This window comes from [Clostridium] aminophilum (assembly GCF_900101295.1).
GTDB lineage: Bacteria > Bacillota > Clostridia > Lachnospirales > Lachnospiraceae > Clostridium_R > Clostridium_R aminophilum_A.
Window position 1 is genome coordinate 24037 of the sequence record NZ_FOIL01000005.1, and the last position, 12222, is coordinate 36258.

The following is a 12222-nucleotide window of genomic DNA, read 5'->3' on the forward strand; positions in this document are numbered from 1 at the left end:
AAGCTATGAGTAGTGGGGATGCATTGGATATCATGTACCAGACCTTTCGTCTGGCGGCGGAGATCGCGCTTCCGCTTCTTCTGGTCAGTCTGATCGTGGGAATCATCATCGCACTTTTTTCCGCAGCGACGCAGATTAACGAGCAGACACTGACCTTTGTGCCGAAACTGATCGCGATCGGTCTGATCCTTGCTGTTCTGGGCAGTACGATTCTTGCCAAAATGCAGGATTTTGCCACCATGGTATTCTCAATGATCGCGACGGGGTGATACGATGCTTCTGCTCTTTTTGCTGATTGTCATGAGAATGAGCGGAGCGCTGGCATTCAATTCTCTGTGGGCCAGAAGCGAGATGCCGTCGTTGATGAAGGGGATGTTCATTCTGATGCTGAGCATCATGATGTATACCTGGATCGGCGGACCGACAGAGTATGAGGTCACCAGTCTTGTGGATGCCGGAATCCTGATGATCCGCGAGATGATTGTCGGATTTGCCCTTGGATTCGGGATGGAACTTTCGTTTATGATCGTGCGTTTTGCCACATCGATCATGGATTTTTCCATGGGTCTGAATATGGCGCAGATCTACGATCCGCAGACGAATTCTCAGTCTTCGCTGACCGCCTCTCTGTATGTTGCATTTATGATGTTGCTCTTTTTTACATCTGATGCGCATCTGAAGTTTTTTGAGATTCTGTTTCGCACCGCGGAGACGATTCCGTTTGGAACGCCGGAAATCTCCGGAAAACTGATCAACTTTCTCCTGAAGACGTTCAGCGATTGTATTATCATGGGGCTTCAGTTCGCATTTCCCATCATTGCGATTGAGCTTCTGACGGAGGTGGCACTCGGAATCCTGATGAGAGTCATTCCGCAGATCAATATGTTCAGCATCAACTTTCAGATGAAGATCATTGTTGGATTAGCCATGCTGGTTTTTCTGTACAACCCGATGTCCGACATGCTGGTTCAGATCATGAAGCAGATGATCGATAATCTGGAAAAAATTGCAGCGATGCTTTGATCGCCCGCCCCGGGAAAGGATAGGTTATGGGAGGAGACGGAGAAGAAAAAACGGAACAACCTACCCAAAAGAAGATCCAGGATGCCCGGAAAGAGGGTAATGTTCTTCAGAGTAGGGATGCGGCGACGCTGCTTGTTCTTCTCGGAGTGTTCACCGTGATAAGGGTGTCAGCTCCGTATATCTGGAGCAACTGCACCGTGTTTCTCCGGTACATTCTCGATCAGATCGGGAACGCCGGAACGGATGCGGTCAGCGGTCCTTTGTTTTATCAGTTTATCGTCATTGCGGTGAGCTGTTCCGCACCGGGGCTTCTCGCAGCGATGGTGCTCGGCATCATTGCCCACGGTGCTCAGACACGATTCAATGTCGCGTTTAAGGCCGTTAAGCCGAATTTCGGAAAGATGAATCCGATCAGCGGCGTGAAGAGGATGTTTTCTCTCCGCAGTTTTGTGGAATTCCTGAAGAACCTGATCAAGATCATGTTCCTCATCGTATTCCTGTATACCATCATCAAAGACGATATTCTTCCGATTTCGCGGATGCTTCATATGAGCATCATGAGTTCGGTTGTGACGCTGATGGGAATGCTTTGGGATCTGGTGATCCGGGTAGCCATGGCGTTTGCGGCAATCGCGTTTTTCGACTTCATGTATCAGCGATGGCAGTACAACAAAGATCTCATGATGACGAAGCAGGAAGTGAAGGATGAATACAAGATGACCGAAGGTAATCCGGAGGTCAAGAACAAAATGAAACAGGCGCACCGCCAGATGTCGAACCAGCGTATGATGCAGGATGTTCCGACGGCGGACGTCGTTGTCAGAAACCCGACCCACGTCGCTGTGGCGCTGAAATACGATCCGAAGCAGCATGCAGCACCGTTTGTTGTGGCGAAGGGACTGGATCATATCGCCCTCCGGATCATTGAGGTTGCGGAGGAGAATCACGTCCCGTGGGTTGAGAATAAACCGCTTGCCAGAAGTATTTACAGCGCATGCGAGGTAGGTCAGATGATTCCGTCTGAATATTACGGCGTTGTCGCAGAGCTTCTCGTTTACATCTACAGACAGGAGCACAAAGAGGAGCTTCTCCGGTAAGTATGACAGAAAGGAAATCAGGAACGTAGTATGAAAAAATGGACCAAGATCATCGCAGAGAATTCCATCGTCGTTATGGCGCTGGTCATCATTCTCCTGCTGATCATCCCGCTCCCGCCGGCTCTGGCGGACGCAGCGATCATCCTGAATATGGCGGTATCCATGATGATTCTGGTCATCACCATGACGATTCATGATCCGCTGGAATTTTCCATCTATCCGTCACTGCTCCTGATCACTACACTGTACCGACTCGGAATCAACGTTTCGACAACCAGAAACATTCTTTCAAGGGGCGGTTCCTCCGGTCAGGTCATCGCTTCATTCGGTGATTTCGTACTGCAGGGAAATGTTGTCGTAGGTCTGGTAATTTACCTTGTTATCGTTCTCATGAACTTCACCGTTATCACGAAGGGTGCGGAACGAGTTGCCGAGGTATCCGCAAGATTCAGCCTCGACGCGATGCCGGGCAAACAGATGGCGATCGACTCCGACCTGAACGCCGGACTGATCGACGAGAGAGAGGCGGCCAAACGCCGAAGCAAAGTACAGAGAGAATCCGATTTCTACGGATCCATGGATGGTGCGACGAAGATCGTTAAAGGTGACGGTATCATGTCGCTCATCACCACCGCCATCAACCTGATCGGCGGATCCATCATCGGTATGGTACAGGGCGGACAAGATATTTCCACTGTCCTCAACACTTATACCATCGCAACCGTCGGTGACGGTCTGGTCGGACAGATTCCGTCCCTTCTGATCTCCACGGCGACCGGTATGATCGTTACCCGTGCGGTAGCGGAGGGATCCCTGAACGAGGATATCTCGAAGGAGTTCCTGGATCAGCCGAAGGCATTTACCATCGCCGGTCTGATCATCTGTACACTGGTGGTTATTCCGGGAATGCCGGTGATCCAGATTCTGATCGTCGGCGGAGGTTTTGCCGCTGCTGGATGGTACATGGCGAAGCGGATCGAGAGGGAACCGGAAGTGGTCCGCGCCGCGGCGTATGCGGCGGCGACCCAGGGGGCCATCGGGGGAGCGGAAGCCGATGCCGGGGCGGCCGGAGGTGCCGGTACCGGACAGGCAGAGGCACCGCAGGAGGCAAGAGCCCCCGAACCGGTGTCCGAGACGGACTTCTTCAAAGATATCAACAATGTCTACGGCCTGTTGCAGGTTGAACCGGTTGAAATGGATTTCGGATACAGTCTGATCCCGTTGGCGGATGAATCCTCCGGCGGACGGCTGATCAGCCGAATCATCATTTTCCGAAGAAAATATGCTCAGGAGATGGGACTGGTCATTCCGTCCATCCGGCTTCGCGACAGCGCAACGCTGGGGACGAATGAATATGTGATTAAAGTCAAGGGCGAGGAGGTCGCCAGAGGTGAGATTCTCACCGATTACTTCCTGGCTCTGCAGCCGGAAAATCCGGATAAAGAAATTGACGGTATCGATACGATTGAGCCGGCCTACGGAATCCCGAGCAAATGGATCCGCCCGGAGCAGAGAGAGAGAGCCGAGCTTTACGGTTACACAGTTATCGATCCGCTTTCGGTTATGGTCAGCCACCTCACCGAGGTGATCAAGCAGCATGCGTTTGAGCTGATCAGCCGACAGGAGGTATTCCGACTGGTGGAGAACCTCAAAAAGACCGCACCGGAGCTGGTGGAGGAGGCGTTCCCGTCTCTGATCAGCTACAACCTGATGCAGAAGGTACTGACCATGCTGCTGAAGGAAGGCGTGTCGATCAAAGATCTTGAAACCATTACCGAGACCATGGCCGATTACATTATGGACACCGGTCTTCCGGTAAAGGATATAGACCAGCTCGTTGAGCAGGTCAGAGTCAGCCTCAAGAGAACCATCACGCGAATGTATTGTGAGGATGGCAATATGCGTGTGGTTACGCTGGACGCCGAACTGGAACGCAGTATGGTAAGTTCGCTTTCGAAGGGGGAAAACGGATATTATCTTGCGCTTAGTCCGGATGTTCTGCAAAGTCTTGTCCGGCAGGTATCCGAGCAGGTCAGAAAGTTTACCGATCTGTCTCAGACGCCGGTCATTCTGACTTCAGAAGTAATGAGAGCACATTTCTATCATCTGATCGAACAGTTCTATCCGAACGTTCGAGTGCTTTCATTCAATGAGGTGGCAAGCAATGTGCAGATTCAGGCCATAGGGAGTCTGAAACTGGAACAGGGGTAACTGATTAGGGGGTGTTTTATGAACATTGAAGAGATGACAAACGAAGAGCTTTTCAAGGCATATCATGAAACCGGAGACCAGGCGATCCGGCAGGCACTGACACTGCGATATGTGTACATTGTGAGAACCGTTGCGTACAGAACAAGGGATATGTACAGCGGTTCCATGCAGGCGGAAGACATCATCAACGAGGGCGTAATCGAGATCATGAAGGCGATTGACCGCTATGATCCCGACAAGGATAACAAATTCGAGACCTTTATCTCGAGACGTATCCGCGGCATGGTCATCGATATGATCCGCCGCAGCGACTGGATGCCGCGCAACTTCCACAAGGAACGCCGCAGCATTGAGGACGCGAGAGAGGAAATGATGCGTGATCTCGGAAGAGTTCCGTCCGATGAAGAGCTGGCAGAACGGCTGAACATGGATGTTAAGCGGATCCAGCTGATCCAGAGAGTGCAGAACTGTACCAATGTGCTCTCCCTGGACATGACATTTGACGAGGACGACGAGTCCGTATTCCAGGTACCGACCAAAGACCGCGATACCATGCCGGAGGAGTCCTTCTTCCACGGCGAGACAGTCAGTGAACTCACCGCTGCGATCGAGTCCCTGAAGGACAAAGAGAAGATGGTGGTTTCTCTGTACTACGTGGAGGAACTGAACATGAATCAGATTGCCGAAGTGATGGAGATCAGTCAGCCGAGAGTATCGCAGCTCCACTCATCCGCGATCAAAAAACTCAAGAACTATATGCAGAAACTTGCATGAAAGGTGAAAATCGTTATAAATACTGATTTTGCGCCGAATAAGTAACGAACAGGTTAATCAGGGATGCCTTGGAGGATTTAGAATGTATCAGGGTTTTTACAATCTGACGAGCGGCATGCTCACACAGCAGAGAAATCTGAATGTGGTCAGCAACAATATGTCCAACACGCAGACGGCCGGATATAAGAGCGATACAATGGTGACCAGCACATTCCAGGAGGAGATGCTTCTCCGTACCGGAAGAGTCAGCAAGGGAAATCCTCAGGACATGGGCATCACCAGTAAGATCCGTACCCAGACCGAGACCATTACGGACTACGAACAGGGTTCCATGGAAGATACCGGAAGCAATCTGGATTTTGCGATCATGGGAGAGGGATTCTTCTCCGTTCAGACGCCGGGCGGTGTTCAGTACACCAGAAACGGTTCGTTTATGATCGACGATGAAGGGTATCTCAGTATTTCCGGGACAAGCGGAGAAGGACGTGTTCTCGGAACGGACGGGCAGCCGATTCTCATCAAGGATGAGCGGTTCTCCGTGGATTCTGCCGGAAACATCTTCGCTCCGAAGCCGGATCCGGTGAAGAAATCCGAGGATGGCGAGGAAGAAGAGACAGAATACGAGACCGATGAGAATGGCAATATCATTCTTCCGCCGCCGGAGAGGTACGGACAGATTGCATTGACCCGCTTTGAGGATGTGAGCACGCTTCACCGTGAGGACAACGGGCTCTATACTTCGCCGAATCAGGGAACCATCGTCAACGGGCAGGATGATTCCACGCTTATCTGGAAACATCTGGAGAAATCCAATGTCGATATGGTTCAGGAGATGACCACGCTGATGAGTTCGCAGAGAGCGCTTCAGAGTGCGGCCCAGATGCTGAGAATGTATGATCAGGTGATGGGCAAGTCATCCACGGATGTCGGAAGACTGTAAGATAATGAAGAATGAATCTCCGTTTCCGGCAGGAGGCGGAGATTCCGGATGATAAGGAGCAGGATTTATGAATACTTCCTTCTGGACCGGAGCTGTCGGTGCAAATGCTGCAAACAAAAAGCTTTCCGTTGCTTCCAACAACCTTGCGAATGTGAATACCAACGGCTTTAAAGCCCAGGAAGCTTCTTTTATGGAGCTCATCAACTACAATCTGAATGACTCCCGGGAGGCGACGACGAATCTTCAGGCCGGAGCCGGTGCGCGGGTTGCGAGAACACCCGTGAATTTCAGCACCTCCGGATTTGCGGCGACCGGCAGCCAGACGGATTTTGCCATCGGGCAGGACAACGCCTTCTTTATGCTGCAGGATCCGGCAACCGGCGACATCACCTATACCCGTGACGGTCATTTCCATATTTCGACCGAAAACCGGGCACCGGAGGGCGACGATGAGACCGGCGCGAAATGTTTTCTTGTGACACAGGAAGGCAAATACGTTCTGGATCAGTTCGGCAAACCGGTGGAAGCGGAAAATGTTCCGGATATGGAAAAACTGATCCGGGATTCCTTGAAGACCATGGGATCGGAAGATGTGGAGGAGGAAGAGGAAGAAACCACCGATGAGGACGAAGACTCCAACGAGGAGAAAGCTCATTTAGCCGTTTATACTTTGCCGCATCCGAGCCGATTATTATTAGAGGGCGCGAATGAGTACCGTATCGCGGACGGCGATACGCTGAATACGCCGGTTGTTCTGAATGAGCCCATTCTTCAGCAGGGTTATCTGGAGACTTCCGGAACCGATATGGCGCAGGAGATGACGAGAGTGATCGAAGGTCAGAGGGCGTTCGCATATGCACTTCGAATGGTTACGACCTCTGATGAGATTGAGGGAACCATCAATCAGCTTCGCAACTGATGAAAAAACAGGTTTTGTGCATGGAGCAGGTTTTTGATCTGGCACTATACACAGGAAGAGAGTACACAGAAGATGCGTATTAAAGACTACGGAGATATGAATCTCCAGGAACTCGACGTAATGAAGGAGATCGGAAGCATCGGCACCAGCCATGCAGCCACATCCCTTTCACAGATGCTCATGAAAGAGGTTCGTATCGCCATTCCGCAGGTCAGCATTCTGGATTACAATGAAGCGCTGAGCCGAATCGGAGATGCGGAAGAGATCGTCGGCGCAACGCTGGTTCAGATGAGCGGTGACCTGAACGGTCTGATGCTGTTCCTGTACAACAAGGATTTTGCGAACACCATTCTGGGCAAGCTTCTCGGAAAGACCTACGATAATTTCCTGGAATTTGATGATATGGACCGCTCTGCGATGGTGGAGATCGGCAATATTATCATCTGTTCCTACGTCAATGCTTTCTCCGAACTCATTGACATGAACATCAAGATGTCTGTTCCGAGTTCCACGATTAATATGCTGGGCGGTATTCTTACCGTTCCGATCGCTGCATATGGCTATGAGACTGATAAGCTGATGTACTGCAACGCAGATTTCGTTGTGGAGGGACAAAAGCTGAGTGACTGGCTGCTGATGCTTCCGGATATCGAGTCTCTGAACCATATACTTGAGAAACTGGGAGTGTAACGGATGGAGAAACAACTCAAGGTTGGAATCGGAGACATGAAACTGACCAGAGGATCGGGTACAATCATCACATATGCGCTTGGATCCTGTATCGGAATCTCATTCTATGATCCGACGATTAAGCTTGGTGCGCTGCTGCATATCATGCTTCCGGTGCGCCAGAACCCAAATGATGCCAATATTTTTAAATATGCAGACACCGGGATTCCGGAAACCGTCCGCAAGCTTCAGGCCTTCGGACTGGTACGTTCCAGAGCGATCATCAAGATTGCCGGCGGAGCGAAGATGTTTGAAATCAGCGGAAACAGCAGTTTCGGCGAGATCGGAGCAAGAAACATCGCCGCAGTGCAGCAGATCCTTCAGAGCGGAGGATTCCGCATCGTAGCAAGAGATGTCGGATTGAACTATGCGAGAACCATGAGTCTGGATGTTGAGACCGGAGATGTCAAGATCCATACATTCGGACATCCGGAAAAGCACTTATAATAATCACGGGAGGAACCATACATGAGCACAGAGAAAAAAGACGGAATTCTGCTTGAATCCGGAACCAATGAGATTGAAATTATGAAATTCCAGCTCAACGGAGAATTCTACGGAATCAACGTTGCGAAGGTAAAAGAGATCCTTATGGCGCAGAAAGTTAAGTCCATGCCGCATTCCCATCCGGCAGTAGAGGGCTTCTTCAAACCGAGAGGTTCTCTGATCACGGTTATCAATCTTTCACAGTATCTCTACGGTGAGACACACGAGCACAGAGAGAGAGACCTGTTCATTGTCACCGCTTTCAATCACATGCAGATTGCGTTCCGCGTGGATACCATCGAAGGTATCAGCAGAATTTCCTGGAAGGCGATTCAGAAGCCGGATCGCACGCTCGGTTCCGCCGATGCTTCGGTTGCTACCGGTATCGCGCAGTGTGAAGGTCAGCTCGTAACGATCCTTGACTTCGAGAAGATCGTAGCCGAGATCGCTCCGGAGACCACGATCCAGATGTCGGAGATCGAGGAGATGGGAGATCGCCCGCTGAGCGCTTCTCCGGTTGTTCTGGCAGAGGATTCCATTCTTCTTCAGAATATGATCACCGAGGCGCTTCAGAGAGCCGGATATACCGACCTCACCAAGTTCAACAACGGTCAGGAAGCGTGGGATTATCTGAGCGGTATCGCCAACGACAAAGATCTCTACGATAAGGTCAGCATCATCATCACCGATATTGAGATGCCGATGATGGACGGTCACCGTCTCACAAAGCTGATCAAGACCAACAAGAATCTGAAAAATATTCCGGTTGTCATCTTCTCGTCTCTGATTGATGAGCAGATGCGTGCAAAAGGTAAGGAGCTTGGAGCGGATGAACAGCTTTCCAAGCCGGAGATCGGGCATCTGGTAAATATCATGGATTCCCTGATTTCAAAGTATGAAGAGGATAAGAAGTATGACTTCAAGAAACACTGATCGCAACCCGAACGTTCAGGTTGTAAATGAAGACTCCGAGAATAATGTTTTGGCAGAAAAGATCCGTGGCAGTCTGGAGACTGAACTCTCCCAGAATAAGCCGGAAGATGACGCTTTTCATACCATCAACGTCATGCAGAATATTCTCGACAGTGAGGATCTTCTGAAATATATGGAACAGACGGACTGCTGCACCTGTGAACGCTGCCAGGCCGATGTAAGGGCACTCTCCCTGACAAAGCTTCCGTCCAAATACGTGGTTATCCGCAAGAATGATACCAGCCCGACGATCAGTTTTTACCGTGAAAAATATCGTATGGACATCATTTCCACAATTATGCGGGCGGCGGAGGAAGTAAAAGCACATCCGCATCACGGACAGGAAAGAAATTAACAAATATAAATTAAGACCGAAAGCTCTTTTCACATGAGAGGGGCTTTTGGTTTTTTTGAATTTTCAGAACAAAAGTTATGAAATTATAAATCCGGTCGATATTTCACAAAAGAGTTTTTTTTGTTATGATAGGCATGTTTGTGAAAACATGAAATTAAAGGAGGAGTTGTCATTATGGCAGTATCTTCAACCAGTTCAACCTCGAGCGGGATTGGCAATACTTCGCTCCGAGGCTTCGGCGGAATGGCCTCCGGTCTTGACCGGGATTCGCTGATTGAGGCGATGACACAGCGGACCAATACCAAAATTACCGAACAGCGTCAGGAGATCACAAGGACAACCTGGAAGCAGGAGGCTTACCGTGAGATCACGGACCAGGTACTTGACCTTGAGGACAATTTCCTGACATTTACGGGAAACTCCAATATCAAGGACGCTGATCTTTACGAGAAGAGTGTTGTCACGACTGAAGGATCTTCTGACAGCACGAAATATATTTCCGCATCCGGAATTTCGGATATGACAGCCCACGTTGCCATTGCCGGAGTAAAACAGCTCGCGACATCGGCTACTCTGGTTTCGGCGACAAAAGGTGAGGCAAAACCGATTCAGACCAGAATCTCCGCAGATGCGGCGATTGCTACATCGAATCTGTCCGGAAAGTCTCTTGATCTGAAGCACAGCAGCGGCAGAGTAATCCAGATCGCTTTTCCGGTAAACTACATCGAGACTGCAGCAGATCCGGAAAACGAGGGATCTACCATGACGATCGACTACAACGCGGATCTCTCCACGCAGGAAGCAAAGGAAGAGTTCATCCGTGAGATCAATCTTGGTCTGAAGCAGAGAAAAGTAACGACCGGAACGGACGGCGACTACATTCAGCTGAAGCTCGACGGCGATAATATCAAACTGACATCGGAGCTGGGAACCGATCTCAGCGATTATACGGTTTCCGCTTCCAGTACCGCAGCGTCGGCGCTGGGATATGCGGTTGACTTCCGGGCGGACAATTTCACCATCAGCACCAACGACGGGGATACCAATGCGTATCGTTCGACACAGTCCACCAGCATGGCGGATTTCCTGAAGAACAATTCGATGACGGTTACTTACGGAAGCACCACGGCAGAGCTGAATCTGGTCAATGACAAGGCGCTGGAGAAGGCCGGTCTGACCATGGCGGATATTACAACCGGCAATCTGGACGGAATGGACAAGGAGTCTGACGAGTACAAGGAAGCGCTTGCACAGAAGACAGAGAATCTCCGCAAGGTGGTTCAGCAGACCATGGACAGCCAGTTCGGTTCCAGAAAGGTCAAGGTTGAGGTGAAGGACGGAGCGCTCGCGTTCAATTCCTATGACGAAACTACCGTTACTCTTCATTCCGATGATTCGACGATCCGCGACAACTTCGGTATCGATAAGAATGCTTCCAACCGTGTCAACACCAGTCTGTCTCTCTTTGCAAACAGAGAGAAACTCGGTCTCGGTGATTACGAGACGGAGGAAGAACTGAACGAGGCCCTGAAGGACCTGAACATCAACGGAACCAAGATTGAGGGAATTACGGCCTCTACTTCCGTCAATGTTCTCTTAAAGAAGATCAACAACTCCGACGCCGGCGTGAAGGCTTCGTACCTCAGCAACAGCGGACGTTTTGTTTTGATGGCAACAGAAACCGGTTCCGGCCGTGAGATTGATCTCGGCGCGGAGAATTCCATCGCGCAGAAGATCTTTGGAACAAAGAATTCGTTCGGATACGAGGACGGTTCGTCTCAGGACGGTCAGGACGCACAGCTTACTTATATTTACGGCGGAAGCGTCAAGGAGACCATCACCAGCAGTACCAACACCTTCAATATCGACGGACTGGAGGTTAAGGTCAGCGGCACCTTCGGATATGAGAAGGATGCGGACGGCAATCTGACGGACAAACTGGACACCTCACAGCAGGTATCCTTCTCGGCGAAAGCGGATGTGGAAGGCGTAACCGAGCGAGTTAAGAAATTTATCGAGTCCTACAACAAGATTGCGGAGAACGTTTACAAGCAGATCACCACGAGACCGGATAAGTCCTATATGCCGTTAACCGACGAACAGAAGGCTGAGATGAAGGACAAGGAGATCGAAAACTGGGAGAACAAGGCGAAAGAGGGGCTTCTTTACGGAGAGTCCTCCGTCCGTTCCCTTTCGGATTCCCTGCAGTCGGTTATCTCGAGACTGATTTCGGGCGGCGTCAGCTACGACGATATGAAGGAAATCGGCATCACCATGTCGGATGACACTTTCGACGGCGGACAGATCAAGTTCGACGAGGATAAGTTTAAGGCGGCGATGGAAAAGAATCCGGATAAGGTTTCCAAGGTCATTGCCGGTGACGGCGACAATGTAAAGGGATTGGCAAAACTTGTCGAGGACACGCTTACCCCATATGCGACGCGGTATGCGACAAGAAACGGCAATTCCTACGGAAGACTGGTTGAAGAGGCAGGTTCCGAGAAACTTCCGTTGACCATCCGCAACAATCAGTCCTTTACCACACTGAAGACCCAGAATTCCCTTCTGGAAACGCTGAAGACACAGCTTTCGACAGAACAGCAGAGACTAATCAATAAGTACACGGCACTGGAGACTGCCATCAGCAAGATGAACAGTCAGTCCTCTTATCTTTCCGGTATTTTCGGATAAGAAAAACGGATCACCGTACAGAGGA

At 50.4% G+C, this 12222-nt stretch carries 12 protein-coding genes; all 12 read left to right on the forward strand.

The features are described 5' to 3' along the window. The first annotated feature begins 5 nt into the window (after positions 1-5). The 12 genes from BMW41_RS02495 (at position 6) to fliD (ending at position 12197) form a co-directional block, all read left to right on the forward strand. On the forward strand, positions 6-269 hold the full coding sequence (locus BMW41_RS02495; RefSeq protein ID WP_074648577.1) for a flagellar biosynthetic protein FliQ: 264 nt from the start codon (positions 6-8) through the stop codon (positions 267-269). A 4-nt stretch (positions 270-273) separates the two neighbouring features. Continuing rightward, positions 274-1023: a flagellar biosynthetic protein FliR gene (locus tag BMW41_RS02500; RefSeq protein WP_074648579.1), complete on the forward strand. Its 750-nt coding sequence runs from the start codon at positions 274-276 to the stop codon at positions 1021-1023. Positions 1024-1049: 26 nt separating this feature from the next. Continuing rightward, the gene (flhB, locus tag BMW41_RS02505) at positions 1050-2120 is read left to right on the forward strand and encodes a flagellar biosynthesis protein FlhB (protein ID WP_074648581.1); all 1071 of its coding nucleotides are present in this window, start codon (positions 1050-1052) and stop codon (positions 2118-2120) included. A gap of 30 nt (positions 2121-2150) precedes the next feature. Further along, complete coding sequence (flhA, locus tag BMW41_RS02510; RefSeq protein ID WP_074648583.1) at positions 2151-4331, forward strand: flagellar biosynthesis protein FlhA; 2181 nt, start codon at positions 2151-2153, stop codon at positions 4329-4331. Positions 4332-4349: 18 nt separating this feature from the next. Further along, entirely contained in the window at positions 4350-5105 is a 756-nt protein-coding gene (locus BMW41_RS02515; RefSeq protein ID WP_074648585.1) for a sigma-70 family RNA polymerase sigma factor, read from the forward strand. A gap of 82 nt (positions 5106-5187) precedes the next feature. Then, positions 5188-6045 carry a flagellar hook-basal body protein gene (locus BMW41_RS02520; RefSeq protein WP_074648587.1) on the forward strand — a complete coding sequence of 286 codons (858 nt, stop codon included), beginning with the start codon at positions 5188-5190 and terminating at the stop codon, positions 6043-6045. 67 nt (positions 6046-6112) lie between these two features. After that, the gene (locus tag BMW41_RS02525; protein ID WP_074648589.1) at positions 6113-6964 is read left to right on the forward strand and encodes a flagellar hook-basal body protein; all 852 of its coding nucleotides are present in this window, start codon (positions 6113-6115) and stop codon (positions 6962-6964) included. 72 nt (positions 6965-7036) lie between these two features. Next, positions 7037-7654, forward strand: a complete 618-nt coding sequence (locus BMW41_RS02530) for a chemotaxis protein CheC (RefSeq protein WP_031471665.1) — start codon at positions 7037-7039, stop codon at positions 7652-7654. A gap of 3 nt (positions 7655-7657) precedes the next feature. After that, positions 7658-8140, forward strand: coding sequence for a chemotaxis protein CheD (locus BMW41_RS02535; protein ID WP_031471666.1), 483 nt, complete (start codon positions 7658-7660; stop codon positions 8138-8140). A 21-nt stretch (positions 8141-8161) separates the two neighbouring features. Next, on the forward strand, positions 8162-9112 hold the full coding sequence (locus BMW41_RS02540) for a chemotaxis protein (RefSeq protein WP_074648591.1): 951 nt from the start codon (positions 8162-8164) through the stop codon (positions 9110-9112). Next, a complete protein-coding gene (locus tag BMW41_RS02545) occupies positions 9093-9506 on the forward strand; it encodes a late competence development ComFB family protein (RefSeq protein WP_074648593.1) in 414 nt (137 codons plus the stop codon). The genes BMW41_RS02540 and BMW41_RS02545 overlap by 20 nt, the downstream gene beginning before the upstream one ends. A 174-nt stretch (positions 9507-9680) precedes the next feature. Then, on the forward strand, positions 9681-12197 hold the full coding sequence (fliD, locus tag BMW41_RS02550) for a flagellar filament capping protein FliD (RefSeq protein WP_074648595.1): 2517 nt from the start codon (positions 9681-9683) through the stop codon (positions 12195-12197). The last annotated feature ends 25 nt before the right edge of the window (positions 12198-12222 follow it).

Bases quoted from the DNA above. Each gene is read 5' to 3' on its own strand.
- BMW41_RS02525 (WP_074648589.1), top strand. From the start codon at position 6,113: ATGAATACTTCCTTCTGGACCGGAGCTGTCGGTGCAAATGCTGCAAAC.
- BMW41_RS02535 (WP_031471666.1), top strand. From the start codon at position 7,658: ATGGAGAAACAACTCAAGGTTGGAATCGGAGACATGAAACTGACCAGA.
- BMW41_RS02530 (WP_031471665.1), top strand. From the start codon at position 7,037: ATGCGTATTAAAGACTACGGAGATATGAATCTCCAGGAACTCGACGTA.
- BMW41_RS02495 (WP_074648577.1), top strand. From the start codon at position 6: ATGAGTAGTGGGGATGCATTGGATATCATGTACCAGACCTTTCGTCTG.
- BMW41_RS02540 (WP_074648591.1), top strand. From the start codon at position 8,162: ATGAGCACAGAGAAAAAAGACGGAATTCTGCTTGAATCCGGAACCAAT.
- BMW41_RS02545 (WP_074648593.1), top strand. From the start codon at position 9,093: ATGACTTCAAGAAACACTGATCGCAACCCGAACGTTCAGGTTGTAAAT.
- BMW41_RS02520 (WP_074648587.1), top strand. From the start codon at position 5,188: ATGTATCAGGGTTTTTACAATCTGACGAGCGGCATGCTCACACAGCAG.
- BMW41_RS02500 (WP_074648579.1), top strand. From the start codon at position 274: ATGCTTCTGCTCTTTTTGCTGATTGTCATGAGAATGAGCGGAGCGCTG.
- flhB (WP_074648581.1), top strand. From the start codon at position 1,050: ATGGGAGGAGACGGAGAAGAAAAAACGGAACAACCTACCCAAAAGAAG.
- flhA (WP_074648583.1), top strand. From the start codon at position 2,151: ATGAAAAAATGGACCAAGATCATCGCAGAGAATTCCATCGTCGTTATG.
- BMW41_RS02515 (WP_074648585.1), top strand. From the start codon at position 4,350: ATGAACATTGAAGAGATGACAAACGAAGAGCTTTTCAAGGCATATCAT.
- fliD (WP_074648595.1), top strand. From the start codon at position 9,681: ATGGCAGTATCTTCAACCAGTTCAACCTCGAGCGGGATTGGCAATACT.